Genomic DNA, 22844 nt, shown 5'->3' on the forward strand with positions numbered 1-22844 from the left:
CCAAGAAAGACCAAACGAAGTTTGGTCGACCGATTGAAAATGGGTCAAACTCGGCTGAGTCGATCATTTTCAATCTTCATCTTCGAAAGAGCGATTCGCTCATTTTGAAACTGACGATATGTTACATCTCATTGTTTTGCTCAATAATCCATTCAGACAGTTGTCATGAACCGGATGATCTCGCGGTCGGTTTCGTTACCGAAACCTGTATCTCACTCGTTGTTCAGTTTTCAAAGATCAAATTCTTTCAAGCTTCTTTCGAAGCTCTCTTTCACTCATCACCGCATCTCAGCGGCAACTTTTATAATATACCATGATTTTTCGAGAATTACAAGCTTTTTTTAAAAATCTTTTTTCTCTCAAACCCGTCGGCACTTACTAGATTTCTTGGCCGGAATAATAATATAACATATATTCAGGTTATTCAGCAAGCAATTTTTAAAAATTCTTTTAGTTAAAGCTCTCCCCCGCTTTTACATGTCGAAAAACAAATGAAAGCAGACATACGCACGTACGCCTGCTTTCGAATTCAACCAACATCTTTGAAAGTGTTAACCCTTAATCCATGGATTCTTGCGCTTTGTAGAAGTCATTTGCTTCTTTGGCTTCTTCGGCTCACTCTTTTCTCGTGAAGGCGTTGTGTTGTTTTTACTGCTGCTTAAAGTTTTAACATTTTGGACGCTATCCTTGACGGGTTCTTCGTTTTTTTCATCTGTCTCTACCGTATGAAAAGAAGCTTCTGTCCCCTGCGCCATATTCACTGTGGCCGTCGGTTCCGTTACAGTCTCCGCAGTTTGTGGCGGATAGGCATAAGCCTGGGTCCGATCCCAATGGGGATACCCCATGCCTCCCCAACCCGGAAATGGACCGTTCGGATCATGGTAAGGTTTGTTGGCTTCATGATATGGCATATTCGGTTCCTGGCCATAAGCAGCTAGCTGGGAATTCGGTGCTGTTCCATAAGGGCTTACCATAGGACCAGGGTATGGATAACACCATGGCGGAAGCGCAAAATGCGGATAACCCCCCGGGTGGTAGTACATCGGTTCCTCATAAACGGGTTCTGGCGCATGATATGCCGGTGAAACACCCGAACAGCCACATGGGTTATAAGGAGGATATGGGGCTTGAACAGGCTCGTAATACATCGGCGAAACGCCCGAAGGTTGGTAGGGCTGATTAGGATGATAGCTTGCAGGAGACTGCATTTGGGGTTCATACGGCACCGGGGACTGATGGTTTTCCCAATGATGACCTCCCAGTCCTCCGCCGGGTGCTTGAGCATAAGGACTTACCAGGGATTGATTCGGCAAATAATCGACGTCCTCCGCGCTCTCGACGATACCTGGATAATGAGATGATTTTCCCGAATAAGGCATGTTGTCGTAAGTATGTTCCGCCTGCAACTCATCACCGCATGGCATGCTGTAAAAAGAGCCCACTTCTTGCGCAGGAGTCGGAAATTGCATAAACGGATGGTGGGCACTACCCACAGAATACTTATCATCACAACCCCAAGGCTCTTCTGCTATAGGCAGAACTTCCATCGGCTTATTCTCTGTAGCCGGCATGATATTCGGTTTCATGTTCGGCATGGTCATCTCCGGCATCACATTCGGCATGATATTCGGCATTGTCATTTCCGGCATCACATTCGGCATGATGTTCGGCATGGTCATCTCCGGCATCACGTTCGGCATGATATTCGGCATGGTCATCTCCGGCATCACGTTCGGCATGATATTCGGCATGGTCATCTCCGGCATCACATTTGGGATCTCATTAGGCTTGATCATTTCGGGCATTACGTTAGCCTCAGGCATCATATTAGACGTATTAGGCATCACGTTCGGGAGATTCGGAAGCATCATTTCGGGCATAATATTCGGGAGGTTCGGCAGTTCAGGGAGCTGCTGTGGCGGCTCTATAGTGGTCGGAGAGGTCATCTCCTCCTTCGGAGCAGTCATTTCTTCCTTAGGACCTGTGTAAGCTTTCCCTCCAGGAAGAACCTTGTCTGGATGTGCATTGACGTTTGCGTTCGTGTTTGCATTTTCATTGGAGTTCTGGCTTCCGCTGGTTTTGGGAATGTTAACGACTTCGCCCACCAGCAGGGCGTTCGGATTCTTGAGCTGGGGATTGGCATCGATCATCTCTTTCAAAGAAACTCCCCATGCTTTCGACAGCTTCCAGAGGCTATCCCCTTGTTTGACGACATGCTTATGGATAATTTGATCATTGCTTGGCACTTGAACGGGCTCGGAAGGGATCTTCACCTTTTGTCCGATCTTCAGCTCATTCGGGTCGGAAATTTGCGGATTGGCGTCGATTATTTTTTGCAAAGGGATATCATACTTTTTGGAAAGCTCATATAAAGTGTCACCACTTTTTACGATGTGTATCTTCACGCGGCAATTACCTCCTAAACTTCTTATAGGCGCATAAATCGTCCGCCTTCGTTACTACATCTTATGCACAGGATAGGCGGATGACATCCCTAATGACAAAAAAATCCTTTCATGAGCTTGTCATGAAAGGATTTTTCGGTAACCAACGCGTTTGTGCCGGGCTATTATTTTACGATTCCCATACCTTGAAGCCGTCTACGCTTACCGCTTTGCGGAACTCTTCGAGCAGTTTCAACGTGACGGGGCCTGCGTGTCCTTCGCCAATGACTCGTCCGTCGATCTCACGGGCAGCAATAACCTCGGCAGCAGTCCCTGTGAAGAATACTTCATCGGCTATATACACGTCATGCATGGTGAACGGTACTTCCTTCAGTGGATATCCCAGCTTCTCGCACAGTTCGATAATGGCCAGGCGCGTAATGCCTTCAAGCGCGCCCAGGTAACATGGAGGCGTGTATACGACACCTTTTTTGACGAGGAAAATATTGTCGCCGGAGCCTTCCGTCACATATCCCTGCGCGTTCAGCATGATCGCTTCATCTGCTTCTGCAAGATTGGACTGGATTTTCACCAGGATGTTGTTCAAGTAATTCAAAGATTTGATCTTCGGATTCAGGGCATCCGGCAAGTTGCGGCGCTGAGAAACGGAAACGGCACGCAGACCTTTCAGGTAAGCCTCTTCCGAGTAAATGGCCAGCTGCTCCACGATAATGAGGACCGTCGGTTTCGGGCAGCGTCTCGGATCCAGTCCGAGATTGCCTGCTCCGCGGGACACGACCAAACGAATATACCCGTCTCGCATATCGTTGCGGCGGATCGTTTCCGCCATAGCTTCGCGCATTTCCTCAAAAGAGAGCGGAATAACCAGATCGATCGATTTTGCGGAGTCGTAGAGACGCTCCAGATGCTCGTCGCATTTGAAGATATTGCCCTGATAAATGCGGATTCCTTCAAAGATGCCATCCCCGTACAAGAAACCATGATCAAAAACGGATACTTTCGCATTTTCCTTGGTTACATATTCGCCATCCAAATAGATCCATTGCTCTGACATGAACTACAGCACCTCCGAAATGAGTTCCTGATACGTATAGCTTGGATAAGACCCGAGAATGCGAACCTGACAACCGAGCGCTTCAATTTCCTCGAACGCTGCGGTCAACAGGACCGAATCCACGGACTCCAGAACATCGATATAAAAATAGTAGCTGCCCAGCTTCTTCTTCGTTGGACGGGATTCAATGCGCGACAAATTCAGCCTTCTCCATGCAAATGTCGCTAACACCTGATGAAGTGCTCCGGCAAAATCCTCAGGGAGCGTAACCAGAACGCTCGTCTTCATCTGCTTTACCGGCTTCGGCAGCTTGGGCAGCTCCTCCTTGCCGATCAAAATAAAGCGCGTGTAGTTGTTGTCATGGTCGGTCACGCGTTCAGCCAGTACGTCCAGCTTATGCGTGGCAGCGCCAAGCGCCGTTCCGACAGCAGCCAGCCCTTGTCCCGGATTAGCCTTCACGATTCCGACGGCTTCCGTGGTACTGCCTGCGTTCACCAGCTCCGCCTGCGGAGCATGCTTGCGGATGAACTGCTGGCATTGAGCCATTGCCACCGGATGAGACATAATGGTCTGGATCCGCGAAAAGTCGACTTCCCCGGATTCCGAGATGAATTCTTCGCGGTCTCCGATCAGATTCTGAATCGATGGATACACCCATTCAATCTGCATCGGAATATCCACTTCGTTAACAAGCCAATCCATATGAAGGCTCACCGAGCCTTCGATCGTATTTTCAATAGGAATGACGCTATAATCCGTTTTGCCATGTACCGTTGACAGGAACACGTCGGAGATCAATTTATGGTACACCAATTCTACCGGTTCATCTCCGAGCAATTGGGCGACAGCCTCGTGTGACACCGACCCTTCAGGCAATAATGCAATTCGTATCATGCTTTTACTTCCCCTTTAATGAATTCCAAGAATGAGCCAGACGGCATACTGCCGATCAGCCGGGTCCCTTCGAGGGACGGATTCAGCCAGCATGCAGATGCGCGAATGCCCTCGGCCTTCATCGTATTCAAAAAGTATGACTTCAGTTCCTCTTTCCGGTCGGAGCACCGGTCAACCAATGCAAGCAGCGTTGGTCCGGCACCGCTAAGCGCAACGCCTAAGGCTCCGTGATTCACACCTTGTTCCAGAATCTCCGTCATTCCGGGTACCAGTTTGGCGCGGTACGGCTGATGAAGACGATCCGACATGGCTCTGCTGATCATATCCAATCTGCCCTGGGCCAACGCGGCAACCAGAAGCGAGGATCGGCTGATATTATATACGGCATCTTTGCGGTCCAGCTGCGCTGGCAGCGCTTTTCTCGCATCGGAGGTCGCCAACTGGAAATCGGGAATCACAACGAGAACTTCCAAATCCCCATGAGGCTCGAGACGGATATAATCCGCCCGCTCGCCGTCCCACACCGCCGTAATCAGCCCGCCGAACAGCGAAGCTCCGACATTGTCGGGATGATCCTCCATAGCGCTCGCCATATCAAAGAGCTTCGCTTGCGAGAGAGGCGAACCAATCAATGCATTCGCTGCAAATAAGGCGCCAACGATGGCAGAAGCGCTGCTGCCAAGCCCCCTCGTCAGCGGAATTTCCGAGTACATGGCGATTTCAAGCTCAGGCACTTGCACTCCCGCTTCGCGGAATACCATTTGGGCTACCTTATACACGAGGTTATTTTTGTCCGTCGGTATTCCTTCCATCTCGGTTCCGTATAACCGGATCACCGTCTCCTGCGAAGCTTTCATGCCGATCCATGCGTACAAGGACAGGGCCATGCCGAGCGTATCGAAGCCGGGACCGAGATTCGCGGTGCTTGCCGGTATTCTTACGCATACGCCATCCGGTTTGATCATGCCCCGGCCTCTTCCAGCTTGGCGATCGCTTCCATGACGGCCGCCTCCGTGTCAGGAACAACGAGCGGATCGGCATTTACCGTTTTGAGAGCGACGTTCGGATCTTTCAAGCCGTTGCCTGTCAGTACGCAGACGACGGATTCGCCGCCTTGGAAATAGCCCTCGCGCTTCAGCTTGAGCACGCCCGCCACGGAAGCTGCGGAAGCTGGTTCCGCAAATACGCCTTCGCGGGAAGCGATCATGCGATAAGCAGCCAAAATCTCCTCATCCGTTACATAATTGATCTGTCCGCCCGATTCCTCTGCCGCTGCCACAGCCGTTGTCCAGCTGGCCGGATTGCCGATGCGGATCGCCGTTGCAATGGTTTCAGGTTCCAGGATCGGCTCGCCTTTGACGATGGCCATCGCGCCTTCCGCCTCAAAGCCTACCATTTTCGGCAGAGACGAAGCTTTGCCTGCTTCGCGGTATTCCTTAAAGCCTTTCCAATAAGCCGAGATATTACCTGCGTTCCCGACTGGGATGGCCAGTACGTCAGGGGCTTTACCAAGCTGGTCGACCACTTCGAACGCTGCCGTCTTCTGCCCTTCGATCCGGTACGGATTGACCGAGTTCACGAGGGTGATCGGATGCTTTGCCGTAATTTCGCGGACAATTTCCAAAGCACGGTCGAAGTTGCCTTCGATGGCGATTACCTTCGCTCCATAAATCATCGCCTGAGCCAGCTTGCCAAGCGCGATATTGTTGTTAGGGATGAGCACAATGCAGTTCAAGCCGGCTCTTGCTGCATACGCCGCCGCCGCTGCGGAGGTGTTGCCCGTGGATGCGCACATGATCGTCCGGCTGCCTTCCTCGATCGCCTTGGCAACGGCCATGACCATGCCGCGGTCCTTAAAAGACCCGGTCGGATTCAATCCCTCATATTTGAAATACAGATCAAGTCCCAATTCCTCCGAAAGATTCTCCGCCCGGATCAGCGGGGTGTTGCCTTCCTTCAGGGTAAGGAGTGGCGTGTTTTCATTGACTGGCAGGTATGATTTGTACGTTTGAAGTAGTCCTTGGTATGACATGGGTATGGCTCCTTTTCGCTTTATATATAGAGATGAATGGGAAATATAACAATATGAGTTAACCCTCTACTCGGTATACGCTCTTGATTTTGCGGATGACCGACAGACCTTCGAAATGCTGGAGCACTTTATCCATGCTCGCTTTAGTCGCATTATGCGTCACGATAATGATTTCCGCTTCCGGATTCAGTTCGTTCGGCTGCTGCACAACCGACTCCAGGCTGACCCCAAACTCGGCGAATACCTGGGTAATCCTGGCGAGCACGCCCGCCTTGTCATCCACATGAAGCAGAATGAAGTTTTTGAAGGAAATCTGTTCGTCATTCTTCAGCTTCTTCGGCTTGTAAGGAACAATGGCCTTCAGACCGTTGACGCCCAGCTTGAGGTTTTTAATCACGGCAACCAGATCCGCTACCACGGACGTCGCGGTTGGCATTTCACCTGCTCCGGCGCCGTAGAACATCGTCTCGCCCACCGCTTCACCATATACATAGACAGCGTTGAATACGCCATTCACGGATGCGATCGGGTGACCCTTGCGCACCATGGTCGGTTGTACGCTGATGCTGACATGATCGTCTTCCCGGTCGGCAATGCCGAGCAGCTTCATCTCATATCCAAGACGCTTGGCGTACATGATATCTTCTTTGGATACCTGAGAGATGCCGCGAACGCTGACATCTTTCAGCTCTACGTTCGTACGGAAGCCCAGCGTGCCGAGAATGGCCATTTTTCGTGCGGCATCCAGCCCTTCCACATCAGACGTCGGATCCGCTTCCGCATAACCAAGCTTCTGAGCCTCTTCAAGCACACTCTCATAGGAGGCGCCTTCCTGGCTCATTTTCGTTAAAATAAAGTTCGTCGTGCCGTTCACAATCCCCATGATTTTCAAAATCCGATCCGACGAGAAGCCCTCGATCAACGTTCGGATGATCGGAATGCCACCGGCAACGCTCGCTTCATAGAATACGTCGCACTGCTTCTCCTGGGCTTTAGCCAGAATTTCCGAGCCATGAAGCGCCATTAGATCCTTGTTGGCGGTAACGATATGTTTGCCCCGCTCGAGCGCCTCCAGAATGTATGCCTTGGTATCGTCGATTCCGCCCATCACCTCGACGATCACGTCGATTTCCGGGTCGCGGATCACTTCCCACGGATCCTCTGTAAGCTTGCTCTTGTCCACTTGGATGCTGCGGGCCTTTTCGCTGTTCTTGACGGCGAGTTTCTCGATAATAATCGGAGAGCCGACCTGACTGCTCAAATCTTCTTGATGCCCCTCCACGATTCTTACGACGCCCGTACCTACGGTGCCAAGCCCCAACAATCCCACTTTTACCGGTTTCATTCCCATACCTCCCGTTTCGTATGATGCATTCTCTTGCTTTCTTGTTAGCCTTGACCGATCAGATTGGCGCGTTTGACGCCGGCGCAATCCCGAAGGCTTTCCAGCATGTCACCCAGCTCATCGCTCATTCTGGATACCTCAACGGATATGACCACATTCGCAATTCCCTGTAAGGGTATGCTTTGGTGTATGGTCAGCACGTTCCCTCCAAATCCCGCAACGAGACTAAGTACTTTGGACAGCATGCCGGAGCGGTGCTCCATATCGATGGAGATCGTCACAATCCGCTCCCTCTCCAGCTGGTTGATCAGGTGGATGCCGTCCTTATATTTGTAAAAGGCGCTGCGGCTCATCCCAACCTGCTCCACAGCTTCATGCACCGTCTTCGCGTCCCCGGCCGCAAGCAGCTGCTTTACCTGCATGGTTTTGACCACGGCTTCCGGTAAAATATCTTCACGGACCAAATAATAGCGTTCTTTCACGAACGTCCTCTCCTCAAAGACTGATGTATTCATATAGTGGACATTATAAAGAAATGTGCCGGATGGGTCAATAGATTTCAGCCTTTTTATCCTGCGAAATCCAAGGAAGCGCTTACGCTGTCTATGTACAAAAAAGCCGCCCAAGGTACATAACCGTACCTTAAACGGCTTTTCGATTTAATAGTAGCTGCTGCCTTCTACGAATTCAAATTCGAAATCGGCAATCCGGACGATGGTGCCTTCCACCGCTCCGCGTTTGCGCAGCTCGTCATCGATGCCCATATGGCGCATCGTACGCGCAAGCTTCAGGATGGCCTCGTGCGAATTCATTTGAATCCGTTTCAGCATCCGCTCGATCTTCACGCTGTGCACGACGTAAGCTTCATTATCCCGCGTAATGGTAAATGCGTTGTCTTCGTCCTTCTTATCCAGCTTGTATACTTTTCTTTCGTTCGTCTCGGCGACTTCCTCGACATGAGTCTCCTGCGGGTTCGCATCCAGAATGTCCGCCGCGCGGTAAAGAAGCTCCTGAACACCTTTGCGCGTAAGAGAAGAGATCGGCATGATTTCAATATCCGGTCTCAGTTTCTGCACCTGTTCACGGAACAGGGCTAGGTTTTCTTCCGCTTCAGGCATATCCATCTTGTTCGCTGCCACTATCTGCGGACGCTCGGCCAGCGCTTCGTTATAAAGCTTGAGCTCCTGATTGATTTTCTCCCAATCCTCAAACGGGTCACGGCCTTCCGATCCCGCCATGTCGACGACGTGAATAATAATCCGCGTGCGCTCCACATGCCGCAAAAACTCGTGTCCCAAACCTACGCCTTCATGAGCACCTTCAATCAGTCCCGGCAAATCGGCCATCACGAAACTGCGGCCATCCCCGACCTCGACCATGCCCAGATTCGGTGTTATTGTCGTAAAATGATAGGCACCGATTTTTGGCTCAGCCGCCGAAACCACAGACAACAATGTCGATTTGCCGACGCTCGGGAAGCCCACGAGCCCCACATCCGCCATTACTTTAAGCTCCATGAGCAAATAGCGCTCCTGGCCCTCTTCACCGTTCTCGGCAATTTCCGGCGCCGGATTTTTCGGTGTGGCGAAACGGGTGTTGCCGCGTCCGCCGCGTCCGCCGCGGGCGACGACAATCTGCTGGCCATGGCGTACCATATCCGCCAGCACCTCGCCTGTGTCATCATCGATCAGCACGGTGCCCGGCGGGATCCGCACGATCATATTCTCCGCATTAGCGCCATGCTGGCTCTTATTCCGTCCCTTTACACCGCGGTCTGCTTTAAAATGCCGCTGGTAGCGGAAATCCATCAACGTCCGCAGTCCTTCATCAACCCGAAAAATGACGTCTCCGCCTTTTCCTCCGTCTCCGCCGGCCGGCCCGCCTTCAGGAACGTATTTCTCCCGCCGGAACGCGACGAGACCGTCTCCGCCGTCTCCGCCTTTGACGTAAATCTTCGCTTTATCTACAAACATGAATTCACCTTCCTCATGACTCACACGGCAAGCGCAGCTGAAATGAAGCCTGGGAGGGATGAAGCTGCTCCGCTTTCATTCGCTTGCCTTGTACCACTTTATAAATTTGCTGCTTTAATAATTCAGGATCTCCCATGGAGCCGTCCTCTTCAAAGCTCACGATCACGTCCGTATCCTCCTGCCGAAGGGTCAGCAGCAGTTTGCGCGTATCCCCCCAGGATACTCTACCGCTATATTGATAAGCACGAACGGTTTGCATGATGACCGCGGCCAGGTCCGCTCCGTCCTCAGGGCTCAGCTTGTCCAGCTGAATATCCGGATCCACCGTAATTTCAAGCTCCAGACTGCTGCCCGATGTCCGAAATGACTGGAGATAGAACACGAGCGAAGGAATGCCGAGCTTCGAGATTTTGCTTTCCTGATTCATCCGCTCTTTTATTCTTTCCACACATTGAACCGCTTTATCAATTTTTCCGAGCTGAATGTATCCGTACAAGATCTGCAGATCATTCATCCAGTCATGCCTATGATGGTTCAGCGTCCGTATCGCCGCCTGCTCAAAGCTTCGCAGCAGTGCCTGCTGCTCCTTCTCATGAAGGCGCGTAAGCAGTATAAAGCCTCCGGCAAACACGGCCGCCACCCAAAGCACCAGCAGAATGCTCCAAACCACCGATCTGTATTGAATCACGAAAAATAAAGGCACGGCCACGGATATAGCGAATATAGCCAATAGGGTCTTCCAGGATTTCAATAGACTCTCCCCGTTCCTGATCACCGATCATTCTTACATCAATTACCAGTATACCACAGCTATCCTTGATTGATCATCCACCAGCTGCAAGAAAAAAGCAATTCTCCTGATCCCGCCGCTGCCGATCCTGGATGGACGCCCGGGGAAAGGCCATATTCCACTCAAAAGAGCCCTATTTGCAATATTCGCTTTCGAGCCTATAGCATACCTGCCTATATATTTAAAAAAAGCCTCCGGCAAGCACTGCCGAAGGCTCTTCTCGTTAATCCAACCCGTTTCGTGAAACTTAAGCTTCCACTGCTGCCGCTACCGGAGCGACATCAACAGGGTAGACGCTCACTTTTTTGCGGTCGCGGCCCCAACGTTCGAATTTCACAACGCCGTCCACTTTTGCAAACAAAGTATCGTCTTTGCCGATGCCCACGTTCGTACCAGGATGAATTTTAGTTCCGCGTTGACGAACCAAAATGCTTCCGCCAGTAACGGTTTGTCCGTCAGCACGCTTCACGCCGAGACGTTTCGCTTGGCTGTCGCGTCCGTTCTTTGTGGAACCAACACCCTTTTTCGATGCGAACAATTGAAGATTCAACTTTAACATGTTGTCTACCTCCTTCTTTGAGTAATAACTTCTTTTATTTGAATATACTTCCCGTATGATTCTGCAATCGAATTCAGCATCACGACCATGGACTCGAGCAGCAGTTGCACTCCGCTTCCTGCATCCCCATTCCCGTCAACGGGAAGGTAGGCGCTTAAAAAGCCATCGTTCATTCTGCTGTCCATAACGGTTCCGGTTAAAGCTTCCAAGGAATTCACAGTTCCGACCGTGACCGTCGATACGCCGGCACACACAATGTCCTCACCATGCTTCGCAAAGTTCGCGTGACCCTTCACCTCAAACCCATGAATGCTGCCATTCTCCTGACGTAGTATGCGCACATTAATCAAATCAAGTGCACCTTCTTACGCCTGGATTTTTTCGATGGTTACTTTAGTGTAAGGTTGACGATGGCCTTGTTTCTTGTGGTAGTTCTTCTTAGGTTTGTATTTGTATACAACAACCTTCGCACCTTTGCCATGTCTCTCCACTTTTGCGGTTACGGCTGCGCCGGAAACCAGTGGCGTACCTGCTACCAAACCGTTGTCATTGGATACGGCCAATACACGATCGAAAGTCACGCTTTCGCCGTCGCCCGCATTCAATTTTTCGATGTACAATACGTCGCCCTCTTGAACTTTGTATTGTTTACCGCCAGTTTCGATAATTGCGTACATTTGCTTGCACCTCCTCATGTCTCAGACTCGCCTGATCCAGGTGGCCGCCCTAAGGCATGCGCTTGACAACCCGACCGGAGCGGTTACAGCATGTGACAAGCATAAATACCGGACACATACTCATAGATATTAACATAGAGAGACTATCCGAGTCAATGGATGCCCAGCAGATTTATTTTACCTGTGCCATCGCAGGCATCGCATGGTTTCGTGAACAGCATGGCGGTATCGTCGCGCACTTTCTTGCGAGTCAATTCCAGCAGCCCAAGCTTCGTCCACCCGACGACATGGCTTTTCGTCCGGTCTTTGCTCATTCCGGCCTCCAGCTTGTCCACCACGTCCTGCCGGTGCTGGTCCTGCTCCATATCAATAAAATCGACAACGATGATGCCGCCCACGTCGCGAAGCCGGATCAACCTGGCGATCTCCTCGGCCGCCTGCATATTGGTGCGGGTCACCGTATCCTCCAGACTGTCTCCGCCAATGTACTTGCCGGTATTCACGTCCACTACCGTAAGAGCCTCCGTCTGATCCCATATGATCGAGCCCCCGCTTTCCAGGATCACCTTGCGCGCGAAATCCCGCTCCAGCTGTTCCTGGACCCGGAAGTGCTTGAATATATGCTCCTGTCCCTGATATACCTTGACAGGCAGATGGCTGCCGTGGGCGATTTCCTCCAGAAAGACTTCCGCTTCCCTGGCCTCCTTGGCGCTGTCGATCTGCAGCTCGTCCTGCTGAGGGTCAAACACATCCCGGATAAACCTCTGCACGATGCTCAGATCCTGATGCAGAAGGGACGGCGCACTGCAGGCTTCCGCCCGCTTTTGGATTGACCGCCACTGCTCCCGCAGCAGACTGAGATCGCCCGCGATCGCATCCGGGTGCTCCTCTTCCGAAACGGTTCTCATGATGATGCCTTCCCCGTCAAGGCGTATCTCTTCGCCCAGCATTTTGAGGCGCCCGCGCTCATGTTCCTTGCTGACCTTCTTGGATACCGCCACGTAATCGGCATTCGGCATATATACCACCCAGCGCCCCGGAAGGGAATAATGCGTGGTGACGCGGGGACCCTTGCTTCCAAGAGGCTCCTTCATCACCTGCACGACAACCTCCTGGCCCGCGCGAAGCAGATTCTCGATCGACGGTTTCTCTTTCGGCTGCTTATCCAGATGAGGATGAAGAACGTCGTCTACGTACAAAAAAGCATTCTTCTTGTGCCCGATATCCACGAAAGCCGCCTGCATGCCTGGAAGCACATTGACGACGCGTCCTTTATAAAAGCTTCCCACAAGACTGTGGTTATGACTGCGCTCAACCGCAAACTCCACCAGCTTGCCTTCCTCCATGAGGGCCATCTGCGTCTGCTTCGGTTCACAATGAACTATCATTTGTTTCATGGCTTCACCCCTGTTAGAAGACATTTCCATTCCATTTTACCATGAAATCCCCTTTTTTAGCGTATCGCTTGCACTTGAATTTCGATCCCATTGTCAATGATGTATGTTATAAATGGTGCCCCGCAAAATAAGCCGAAATGAGGCGCTGCTCCGGAAGCATGGCAACGAGGCTGCCCTGCTTGTTCATCACATAAATGACATGAACCTTCTCTCTTTTAAATAGACGCAAAATACTCTCCAAATGTTTCGTCGGATCTGCAATGATCGGCTGCGCATGCGCGCTCGTCCGGAGCGCCTTTTCATATCTTCTTTCCCGGCTCATGAGGAATCTCGCGAAACGGTAGGGCACGTGCCGATAATCAATCCAATTGGAATATAGCAGAAAAATACCGATCAGCAGCAGATTCAGCTGGATACGCCCTTCCCCCTGCAAAAGCGGCAGCACCGCGAAAAGGACGACGCCCGCGCTCCCCGCGATACTGATTCTGGACGACCAAAGCAGCGTTTGGTGATAAGGGAAAATCAGGCTGGCCGCAGCCTGCAGAACCTTGCCCCCATCCAGCGGAAGCACGGGCAGCAGGTTGAACAGGGCGATCATCATGTTCCCATAAATTACATAGTTCATGAAGGCTTCTCCACCCGGATCCAGCTCACGGCACAGCATGGCTGCCAGGATCATGAGCACATTCTGAAGGGGTCCGGCCAGCGCGATGACCATGTCTTTCCATGCCGTCAGCTGTCCTTGATCCTCCATTTCCACAACGCCGCCGAACGGAAGCATCTGAATGGAGCGGATCCGCACGCCAAACAGCAGCGCTGCCGTCAAATGCCCAAGTTCATGGATAAACACGATCGTGAATAACACGATCAGCTCCAGAAAATGCCCGGTAATGACCGAAAACAGCATCAGAATGACGAAAAAGGGATGAAGTGACAGTTTAATGCCCCTAATATTAATCAAAAGGGATCACATCCGCAGGGTCCACGTAGTCACCGTCCTTTTTCATGGAGAAGAACAAGGTTGGGGTCTCCTCACCCGCCACGGCCTGCACCTGTCCGATCGTATCTCCACCCTCAACCCAGTCGTTCTTTTGCAGCTTTGTCCCCGTTAAATGGCCATAAGAGGCCACCATTTTCCCGGTATGCTGAATGGTTACGGTAATACCCGTTTCAGGCTGGTTTGAAACGTCGATGACGCGTCCTGTTTCTACACTTTTCACCTCAAGCGGGACATTTGAAACTTTGCTTGGAGCAATTTCCACGCCTTTCAGGTTCACGGCAAACGCCTGCACGATTTCTCCCTGCAGCGGCGGAACCATGGATTTGGAGGCATTCACTTTCAAAGGATCAGTCTGATTTTGCTTAAAAATTGGAATGAACGTCGGTGCTTTGCCGAAATGGGACTCGTACCATGCTTCAGCCGCCTGGAAATCCATCTCGCGGTTCAGAGACTGCATCACGTAATCCTGCGCCTTGATGCTCCATGGCTGCGGGAATTTAAACAAGCCCCAGATAAGGCCGAATACGATCACGCTGAAAAATACCCTCCACATAAAGCCCGAAACGAAACGCGTTTTATGATAAAACGGGCCGCTGCCCTTTGCATGCTCTTTTTTCCATATCCTCTCCGGATCCGGCTCAGGCGCAAAAGACTCCGGCAATTTTCCTTTATTCCACAACTGGAGGGGCTCCTGAACGGGCTGCGGCTCCCGCTTGACCGGATCCTCGCGGAGCAATAGATCCCTGATTCTCTCTTCCCGGCGCTGCTTGATGGAGGATTTTGTATCCATGTGGGTTTTCCCCTTTCAGGCTTGTTCTTTTAACGTATTTTATGAGGGGATGTCCCCGGTTTAGAACAAGCCTCTAGCCTTCAGGGATGCTGATGAGCCGGTAAAACGAGTAATAAAAAAAGAAGAACCCCTCACGTCGGAGGAGTCCTTCTTTAGGGCAAGTGCCCATTATAAAATATTTTGCACTTTAGACGGAGCAGGGGCACCGCCGGATTTGCGCTTGGCCAAATCCATCTTGCGCTGCAGCATGCCGAGCACGACATCTGCTACGATGGCAAGCAGGGCAGCCGGTATGGCGCCTGCAAAAATGCGCAGCGAGTTGTTGCTGTTCAGCCCCGCATAAATTTCGCGTCCCAGCCCCCCTCCGCCAACAAGCGGCGCGATTGTAACGACCCCGATCGCGATGACGGCCGCAATGCGCAGCCCGGACATGATATAAGTCAGCGAAAGCGGAAACCGCACCTTAACGAGCAGTTGAAATGCGCTCATGCCAATCCCTTTTCCCGACTCGAGGTAACTGGGATTCACCTGTTTTAACCCGACGTACGTGTTGCGGGCAATCGGGTTGAGCGAATACAGGAACAATCCTACCATTACGGTCTTGGTTCCCAGCCCAAGCCACAGCATAAGCACAACCAGCATCGCAAGGCTTGGTACAACTTGCAGGATGTTGGTGATGAACAAGATGACCTTGGCCGCCCATTTATTTTTGGAGCAAAGAATGCCGAGCGGGATCCCGACGATCACCGCCAGTCCAAGCCCGATCACCACCATCACCAGGTGCTGGATGAAATATTCCCACAGCATGCCGCTGTTACGGGATACGTAGGACAGAAAGTCCGAAAACGTTAAATGTGTATTTTCCATGCTTACCCTCCTTTAGCTTTTCAAGAGGCCCTGCTGCTTCAAGTATGCCAGCGCAACCTCCCTCTCGCTTTTCTTCTCGATGTCTACCTGGTAATTAAGGGATATCATCGTGTCCGCATCCAGATGTCCGATTAAAGGCGCGATGGCATCCTCAATTTCGGGGTGCTTCTTCAGAAGGTCCGAACGCAGCACCGGGCTGGCATCATAAGGAGGGAAGAATTGCTTGTCATCCTTCAGCGTTTGGAGATTGTAAGCTTTCAGCCGGGAATCCGTCGAGTAGGCAAGCACGATGTCCACTTGTTTATTGGCGACGGCGCTGTATACCAGACTGATTTCCATCGGGAATGTTTGACCGAACTTGATGCCATAAGCTTTGGAGAATGCCGGATAACCGTCCGTGCTTCTTTCGAGCCAGGTAGTATCCACTCCAAGCTTCATGTTGGCCATGTCTTTCTTGACGTCGGAGATCTTCGTATAGCCATTCGCTTCCGCAAGTTCCTTGCGCACCGTAAAGGCATACGTATTTTCGAATCCGAGCGGATTCATCCAGGTGAACTGGAATTTCTTCTGAAACCCTTCCTGAGCTTCCTTCAGCACCTTCTGCCGGTCCTTTGTGCCGCTGATCGGAAAATAGTTATTGAAAATTTCGCCGGTATATAACGTTGCCATTTGCACATCATCGCGCTCCATCGCATTGATGACCAGCGAGCTGGATGCCAAATCCGGAATAATATCCACGCTGAGACCGGTACGGTCTTCAATCAGGGCTCTGTACATTTCGGCTAAAATCTTGGATTCGGTATAGGTTTGAGTGCCGATCGTAACCTGGCTCTGGATCCCGCAAGCCGAAGTGATTCCGGCAAGGATGATCGCGCAGGCCAATATCGCTATCCATCGTAATCTTTTCAGTTTCATCACGCCTCCCTCTCTGCGTCTCGGTCGCTGTTTCGGAATGAGCCCGCTCATATGGCAGATTCCCGCGTCTGATGATAATGTCGGCTGAGCCAGCCTTCGAGAAGACCAAGCAAACCGTCAGCGATTAGAGCAAGCAGAATGGCGCCGATGCCGCCGATAAATATCATCTCCGGTTTGTTGACCCCTAGTCCGGATACGATAAGCTGGCCCAGCCCGCCGGCGCCGATCAGGGAAGCAAGCGTTGCCCAGCTGATGATATAAACCGTGGTGATCCGGATGCCTGACATAATGTAGGGAAGCGATAAAGGGAGCTGAATCCTCAGAATGGTCTGAGCGGTGCTGTACCCCATGCCTCTCGCGGAGTTCAGCACGCCTTTATCGACGGAATGGAAGCCGTCATAAGTATTCCGAAGAATTGGCATCAGAGAATATAAAAGCAGAGCCAGAATGGCCGGCTTCGTCCCGATCCCGAGCAGCGGGATCAGGATGGCCAATAACGCCAGACTCGGAACTGTTTGAAACAGGTTGGCAATAAAAAACACAATGCTGTTGACCCAGCCCACACGGTTATACACCAGCAGAATACCGATAGGAACTGCGATGATCGTACCGAGAATGACCGCGGAGAAGGATAAAACGAGATGCTCCTGCAAAGCCTTCAAAATATCCGGATATCGATCCGTGATGAAGCTCCAGAATGCATTCATATCACTCACCCTCTCCGTCCGGCAGCGGAGGGACCATGGTTGGATAGACTTCGGCCAAATGTTTAACTACACTGCCTCTTGTGATGAGCCCGAGAAACCTGTTGTTGCTGTCGATGACGGGGAGGTTGCTCAGCTGATGGCTGTCCATGATTTCGATCGCCTGCGGAAGCGTGCTTCCGGAAGCCACGGAAAAACGGACCGGATGCATCACGTCCGCCACGGTTTTGCCTTCTTCGCCGTATTGATCCAATACCCGATAGATGGAAACCGCTCCCTGCAGCTGCTTGTTGCGATCAACGATCAGCAAAGAGTCCACCCGTTTCATTTCCATCATCTTGATGGCTTCTGCGAGCCCCCTGCTTGGGAAAGCGGTGACCGGATTGGTAATCATGACTTCATCCACCAAAGGAATTTCGTAGGTGCTTTCACTTTCGTCCTGCAGACGCTTCGAACCGATGAAATTACGGACGAACTCGTTAGCCGGGTGGCGCAGGATCGCATCCGGTCTGCCGGTTTGGACCACTTCGCCGTCTTTCATCAAAATGATGGTATCCGCGATCTTGATCGCTTCATCCATGTCATGCGTCACGAAAATGATGGTTTTATGGAGATCCTGCTGCAGCCGAATCAGCTCATCCTGCAGCTGCTCGCGGCTGATCGGGTCGAGCGCCGAGAACGGCTCGTCCATCAAGATAATATCCGGATCGGCCGCAAGCGCCCTTACGACGCCGACGCGCTGCTGCTGCCCGCCGCTGAGCTCCGAAGGATAACGGGTACTGTAGATCGAATGATCCAAACCGACCATATCCAGCAGTTCTTTCACTTTTTGATCCGTCTTGTCTTTATCCCATTTTTTCAGACGAGGGACGACACCGACGTTTTTAGCGATATTCATATGCGGGAACAGACCAACGCTTTGAATGACATAGCCGATATTGCGCCGCAGTTCAACCGGATTCATTTCCGAGATATCCTTACCATCGATCAACACCTTGCCGGATGAAGGCGTGTTAAGCGCATTGATCAGCTTCATCGTCGTCGATTTGCCGCAGCCGCTCGGTCCGATCAGGACGGTAATTTCTCCCTCCTTGAATTCGAGATTAATGTCCTTCAACGCGTGAAAGCCATTATCATAAACTTTGTTCACATGCTCCAGTACTATCATTCAATCGCCCCTTTGCAAGCATTATCCATATTATGCGGAGCATTTGGCATATCATCCATGAGGCAACCAAAAATCTGGCGTAAGAAGCAGCAAAGCTAACGGAAGGCAGCAGCCTTATTATGTAGGAACGGAAATAAAACTAAGTAAGATGGCCTTTAATAACAAATGGAATGGGATTAAGCGCATTTTAGGGTTGTAAACCGATGAAAGAGGAAGCCCTGTGGGGGACTTACGTTTGAAGCCAAAAGTCATCGTTACGGCATTGACTTACATACCTTGAATTCCACCTTTATATGCAATGAAGCTATCCGGAACCTGTGCAATCACCCTGTTCATATCCATGCCATCCATCCGAAACATTCCAAGCCGGACAAGCCCGTGTTCCTATAGAAAAAGGTATGCGCTCTCAAGTGCAACAATCTTCTATATCTGCGAGAAGTTTAAATGTCCATGAATACACTGTTCCATGCTTCTCCCAGCCCAATGGATATATGCAAAATGCGTATGCAGGCAACATTCACCTAAAGGATTAGGTCTGTATACCTGCAATAATATGTTTAATACATTTACCCATTCGGCTTGGGGATGAACCATGCATATAGAAGGAACTGCTGATGTTATCTTTTGGTACCCCGGGTCCAAAACCCTCCATGAAGCAGGACGGGTTCCGTTACAACGATAAAAGCCTTGGGATCCAGCTCCAGAATCGAATTATACAATTTTTTCTGATTTTTGCGCTTCGCCAATACCTCGAAAACCAGCCGGTGTCCGTCCCGGCCGCTTCCGATCCAGGATGTGACCCCATACCCATGATCCCGCAGCCTGTTGGCCATATCGCTTTGCGGGTCGTTCAAGATGACCTTCATCGTAATGTACCCTAGTGCGATACGTCCTTCAATCCAGGAACCGACAAGCACGCCAAGCCCGTAACCTAACGCGTAGACAATAAGGCTGATCGGCTGGTTCACATACTTCAGGACAATGCTGAGGCCTAGCACGTAGATGGTAATCTCGAACATGCTGAGAACCGCGGCCAGATACTTCTGGCCCTTCAGCGTCAAAATCATGCGCAGCGTGAAAAAGGTGACGTAAATAATTTGAATAACAAAAATGGATGCAAGAATTCCTAGCATTCCGGTTCACTCCTTTGTGGGTCTGGTTGATATGGCCTTACGGCTGTGCCGGTCAAAAACGTCCGTATGATGTAACTTAACCGAATTTGAAGCCTCGTTATACATTCCCGTCAGATCAGAGGTGAAGCATTCTCTGACTTTAATGAGTCGTTTATTCCATCTAAAAAAGCCGCTGCTTCTAAGCAGCGGCTTTCGTCGTATGGGTTAACCTATACCAAACAGCTTTTTAAACTTGGAGAACATGCCCTTCTTCTGATCCAGCTGCATCAAAGGCACCGTATCCCCCAGAATGCGGCGGGCGATGTTCCGGTAAGCGATGGCCGCCCGCGAATCGGGATTCATCACCGTCGGCTCCCCGCTGTTCGCGGCTTTGATGACATACTCGTCATCGGGCACGATCCCGATCAGGTCAATATTCAGCACCTGCAGCACATCTTCAATGTCCAGCATGTCCCCGGTTTTCACCATATTGGGGCGAATGCGGTTTACGACAAGCTTCGGCGATTCGATATCCGAGCTCTCCAGGAGGCCGATAATTCGGTCGGCATCGCGAACGGCTGCATTTTCCGGTGTCGTTACGACGATCGCTTTATCCGCCCCGGCAATCGCATTCTTAAAGCCCTGCTCGATGCCGGCCGGGCAGTCGATAATGATGTACTCGTATTCTTTTTTCAATTCAAGTATGATGTCTCTGACCTGCTCTGGCGACACGGCGTTTTTATCCTTCGTCTGGGCAGCCGGCAGCATATACAGCTCATCGAAACGTTTGTCTTTTACAAGCGCCTGATTCAAGCGGCAGCGTCCTTCCGCAACATCACATAAATCGTAGATGATCCGGTTTTCCAGCCCCATGACCACATCCAAATTGCGCAGGCCGATGTCCGTATCCACCAGACAGACCTTTTTGCCAAGCAGCGCAAGCGCAGTCCCGATATTCGCGGATGTGGTCGTCTTGCCCACACCGCCTTTACCGGAAGTAACGACAATAGCCTCTCCCATGTGCTACACCCCTTTAAACACGTTAAAATCGCGCCGTATCCGTACAATGTTGCTAATTTTATCGATTTGCATCGCTCCGTTTTGCAAAAACGCAAATTCCATGCTGGTTTCCCGCGTCTCCCACTCATCCGGCGGACGGCTGATTTGCTCAGCAATCCGCAGCTGTGTAGGAGCAAAATGTGACGCCGCGATGATGGCCTCTTCATTGCCCTCAAACCCCGCATGCGCCATTCCCCGCAAAGCACCCAGAATATAAATGTCTCCCGTGCACAGAATGCTGCCTCCCGGGTTCACGTCTCCTAGAAACAATAAGTCCCCATCATGGTGCAGCACCTGCCCGGAGCGCACCATGCCGCTCATAATCGCGTACACAGGAGCCTGCTTCGGCTCCGATTCAGGAAATTCGACAGAACGGATGAGCAAATTCCCTTTTTGTTTTAAAATGTCGAGCATGTCTTGCTTCTGATCTTCCGTAATACGCCTTGAGCCCATCTTTACATCCACATGAATGATGGGGCCGGTCAAAATATTTTGATGGCTGTGCTCCAGCTTGTAACGGAGTTCAGCCAGCAGTTCCTCATATTCACATTCATCGTCAAGCAGGAATACCAGGCCATCTTTGATGCCCTTGATCGTGACATGATTCGATTTTACTGCCATGCCTGTCCCCCCTATCTCATTACATTTCGTCTTCCAGTGGCAAAGTTCCTGCCGGAAAAGAAAAATGGCGGGCGAGGATTACGCCGCCTTCTCCTTTTTCTCCCGTCTAGCAATCTTTTCAAGCTGCTTGCGGAGAGGAACATATATAATGAGCCCGAATACGAAATGGACGACAAGATCGGGTAATACATGATGCAGCAGATTCCAGTCATACGAAACCTGCGTTAACGAGAATACGCGGTAAATCGCGAAAAGCATGCTGTCAAACAGCAGGCTTCCCAAGATGACGACCGTCATCATCAGCGGCATAGGTGCCCGCGGAACGCGGAAAATAAAACCCATAATGTAAGTAGAAAATCCCATGACAAGGGAATAAGTGCCGATCATGTCTCCATAGTAGACCACGTCATGGATCATTCCGAAGATGATGCCGAGGACGAGTGCCGTATGGCGATGATGATAGACCGATACAAATAACAAGACGATAAAGACCAGGTTCGGACTAATGACGTTCTGCCAGGAGGGCGGCAGCAGCCACGGAACGATCGCCCCTTCCAGGATGAACAGGAGAAACAGCAGCAGCACGAGAACTTGCTTGCGAATCATCATTTACTCCGGTAACTCCGGGGTAAAGACGACAAACAGCTGCTTCCAGTCCTGGAATTCAGCTTCAGGCTTAATGGTAGCCGTCTTTGTTTTGCCGAACTTGCTCACCTGGACATTTTGCACCGTTCCGATTATCAAGCCCCGCGGATACTTATCCGTATCGCCCAGAGAGACGATGGTATCCCCTTTTTTGATCGGGTCCTCCTGCTTGATTTGGTTCATGATCAGCATGCCGGACGCCTCATCATAGCTTTCGACGATACCGAAGGTTTTGTGATTGCTCATGGAAGTAACGGCTATGCCGTTAGAGTTCGGATCCTTCGCGTCCATCGTCGTAATCAGCTTCACGGTGGAGGTGAAATTGCTGACATGGCTGACCACACCGACCATGCCCTTTATAGAAATAACCGACTGCCCAACCTTAACCCCGTCGCGGCTTCCTAAATCAATGACCAATGTTTTGTTGACCGTATCGGTGTTAACGCTGATGACTTGGGCGATATGATAGGAGTAATCAAATTTTCCTTCTTGCTGCCTTGTGAACTTCAGATCTTCCATTAATTCTTTGTTTTGCTTTTCTATGAAATTATAATTTGCTTTTTCGCGCGTATACTGCGCCAGCGCGATTTTTAACCGCTCGTTCTCCTTGTATGTCTCGCGCATATTGCCGATATCTTTAAACAAGCCCGCTACATAGCCAGCGGGCTTATAAAAAATATTCTGGGCAAAGCCGACGGTATCTCTGAGGAACTTCTCGGGCCAGGTGAGCGTAGCTCTGGGCCCGAGCGTGAAACCCATCAGCGCAATAAACATGACAAGGGCGATTAAAATCACAAATAAGCGTTTGTTTCCAAGCAGCTTAAACAGTTTCAACAC

The 22844-nt window shown here is 51.0% G+C and carries 24 protein-coding genes and 1 other annotated feature; all 24 genes read right to left on the bottom strand.

Translation table 11 applies throughout. The annotated features are described in order from the left end of the window. Nucleotides 1-551: 551 nt before the first annotated feature. Nucleotides 552-2150, bottom strand: coding sequence for a hypothetical protein (locus ACTHPM_RS21020; RefSeq protein WP_440398189.1), 1599 nt, complete (start codon nt 2148-2150; stop codon nt 552-554). Between the two features lie 424 nt (nt 2151-2574). After that, nucleotides 2575-3459 (bottom strand): branched-chain-amino-acid transaminase, encoded by an 885-nt coding sequence (gene ilvE, locus ACTHPM_RS21025; RefSeq protein ID WP_440398183.1) that lies wholly within the window; start codon nt 3457-3459, stop codon nt 2575-2577. Nucleotides 3460-3462: 3 nt separating this feature from the next. Further along, a complete protein-coding gene (pheA, locus tag ACTHPM_RS21030) occupies nt 3463-4353 on the bottom strand; it encodes a prephenate dehydratase (RefSeq protein WP_440398182.1) in 891 nt (296 codons plus the stop codon). Next, nucleotides 4350-5318, bottom strand: coding sequence for a homoserine kinase (gene thrB / locus ACTHPM_RS21035; protein WP_440398181.1), 969 nt, complete (start codon nt 5316-5318; stop codon nt 4350-4352). Before thrB ends, pheA begins: the two co-directional genes overlap by 4 nt. Then, nucleotides 5315-6385, bottom strand: coding sequence for a threonine synthase (gene thrC, locus ACTHPM_RS21040; RefSeq protein WP_440398180.1), 1071 nt, complete (start codon nt 6383-6385; stop codon nt 5315-5317). The genes thrB and thrC overlap by 4 nt, the downstream gene beginning before the upstream one ends. A 58-nt stretch (nt 6386-6443) precedes the next feature. After that, nucleotides 6444-7730, bottom strand: a complete 1287-nt coding sequence (locus ACTHPM_RS21045) for a homoserine dehydrogenase (protein ID WP_440398179.1) — start codon at nt 7728-7730, stop codon at nt 6444-6446. 44 nt (nt 7731-7774) lie between these two features. Beyond that, complete coding sequence (locus ACTHPM_RS21050; RefSeq protein ID WP_440398178.1) at nt 7775-8212, bottom strand: ACT domain-containing protein; 438 nt, start codon at nt 8210-8212, stop codon at nt 7775-7777. A 177-nt stretch (nt 8213-8389) separates the two neighbouring features. Then, a complete protein-coding gene (gene obgE / locus ACTHPM_RS21055; RefSeq protein ID WP_440398177.1) occupies nt 8390-9703 on the bottom strand; it encodes a GTPase ObgE in 1314 nt (437 codons plus the stop codon). A 13-nt stretch (nt 9704-9716) separates the two neighbouring features. Further along, nucleotides 9717-10454: a Spo0B domain-containing protein gene (locus tag ACTHPM_RS21060; protein ID WP_440421676.1), complete on the bottom strand. Its 738-nt coding sequence runs from the start codon at nt 10452-10454 to the stop codon at nt 9717-9719. Between the two features lie 286 nt (nt 10455-10740). Further along, nucleotides 10741-11052 (bottom strand): 50S ribosomal protein L27, encoded by a 312-nt coding sequence (rpmA, locus tag ACTHPM_RS21065; protein ID WP_076174421.1) that lies wholly within the window; start codon nt 11050-11052, stop codon nt 10741-10743. Between the two features lie 5 nt (nt 11053-11057). Next, entirely contained in the window at nt 11058-11402 is a 345-nt protein-coding gene (locus ACTHPM_RS21070) for a ribosomal-processing cysteine protease Prp (RefSeq protein WP_440398175.1), read from the bottom strand. A gap of 15 nt (nt 11403-11417) precedes the next feature. After that, a complete protein-coding gene (gene rplU, locus ACTHPM_RS21075; protein WP_136608255.1) occupies nt 11418-11729 on the bottom strand; it encodes a 50S ribosomal protein L21 in 312 nt (103 codons plus the stop codon). 13 nt (nt 11730-11742) lie between these two features. Next, nucleotides 11743-11824: a sequence feature (ribosomal protein L21 leader region), on the bottom strand. Nucleotides 11825-11881: 57 nt separating this feature from the next. Beyond that, nucleotides 11882-13126: an Rne/Rng family ribonuclease gene (locus tag ACTHPM_RS21080; protein ID WP_440398174.1), complete on the bottom strand. Its 1245-nt coding sequence runs from the start codon at nt 13124-13126 to the stop codon at nt 11882-11884. 106 nt (nt 13127-13232) lie between these two features. After that, nucleotides 13233-14087 carry a M50 family metallopeptidase gene (locus ACTHPM_RS21085; protein ID WP_440398173.1) on the bottom strand — a complete coding sequence of 285 codons (855 nt, stop codon included), beginning with the start codon at nt 14085-14087 and terminating at the stop codon, nt 13233-13235. Next, on the bottom strand, nt 14080-14916 hold the full coding sequence (locus tag ACTHPM_RS21090; RefSeq protein ID WP_440398172.1) for a peptidoglycan DD-metalloendopeptidase family protein: 837 nt from the start codon (nt 14914-14916) through the stop codon (nt 14080-14082). Before ACTHPM_RS21090 ends, ACTHPM_RS21085 begins: the two co-directional genes overlap by 8 nt. A gap of 168 nt (nt 14917-15084) precedes the next feature. Continuing rightward, entirely contained in the window at nt 15085-15783 is a 699-nt protein-coding gene (locus ACTHPM_RS21095; RefSeq protein ID WP_440398171.1) for an ABC transporter permease, read from the bottom strand. 12 nt (nt 15784-15795) lie between these two features. Continuing rightward, nucleotides 15796-16698, bottom strand: a complete 903-nt coding sequence (locus ACTHPM_RS21100) for an osmoprotectant ABC transporter substrate-binding protein (RefSeq protein ID WP_440398170.1) — start codon at nt 16696-16698, stop codon at nt 15796-15798. A gap of 47 nt (nt 16699-16745) precedes the next feature. After that, a complete protein-coding gene (locus ACTHPM_RS21105) occupies nt 16746-17405 on the bottom strand; it encodes an ABC transporter permease (RefSeq protein ID WP_440398169.1) in 660 nt (219 codons plus the stop codon). 1 nt (nt 17406) lies between these two features. Beyond that, nucleotides 17407-18570 (bottom strand): ABC transporter ATP-binding protein, encoded by a 1164-nt coding sequence (locus ACTHPM_RS21110; RefSeq protein ID WP_440398168.1) that lies wholly within the window; start codon nt 18568-18570, stop codon nt 17407-17409. A gap of 617 nt (nt 18571-19187) precedes the next feature. Then, nucleotides 19188-19703: a DUF2179 domain-containing protein gene (locus ACTHPM_RS21115; protein ID WP_440398167.1), complete on the bottom strand. Its 516-nt coding sequence runs from the start codon at nt 19701-19703 to the stop codon at nt 19188-19190. Between the two features lie 204 nt (nt 19704-19907). Beyond that, nucleotides 19908-20702: a septum site-determining protein MinD gene (gene minD / locus ACTHPM_RS21120; RefSeq protein ID WP_440398166.1), complete on the bottom strand. Its 795-nt coding sequence runs from the start codon at nt 20700-20702 to the stop codon at nt 19908-19910. A 3-nt stretch (nt 20703-20705) separates the two neighbouring features. Then, nucleotides 20706-21362 (bottom strand): septum site-determining protein MinC, encoded by a 657-nt coding sequence (minC, locus tag ACTHPM_RS21125; protein ID WP_440398165.1) that lies wholly within the window; start codon nt 21360-21362, stop codon nt 20706-20708. 78 nt (nt 21363-21440) lie between these two features. Continuing rightward, nucleotides 21441-21971 (bottom strand): rod shape-determining protein MreD, encoded by a 531-nt coding sequence (gene mreD / locus ACTHPM_RS21130; RefSeq protein ID WP_440398164.1) that lies wholly within the window; start codon nt 21969-21971, stop codon nt 21441-21443. Beyond that, nucleotides 21972-22844 (bottom strand): rod shape-determining protein MreC, encoded by an 873-nt coding sequence (gene mreC, locus ACTHPM_RS21135; RefSeq protein ID WP_440398163.1) that lies wholly within the window; start codon nt 22842-22844, stop codon nt 21972-21974. It lies immediately after the preceding gene.

It is taken from the genome of Paenibacillus sp. SAFN-054, assembly GCF_051966755.1.
Taxonomy (GTDB): domain Bacteria; phylum Bacillota; class Bacilli; order Paenibacillales; family Paenibacillaceae; genus Paenibacillus_AQ.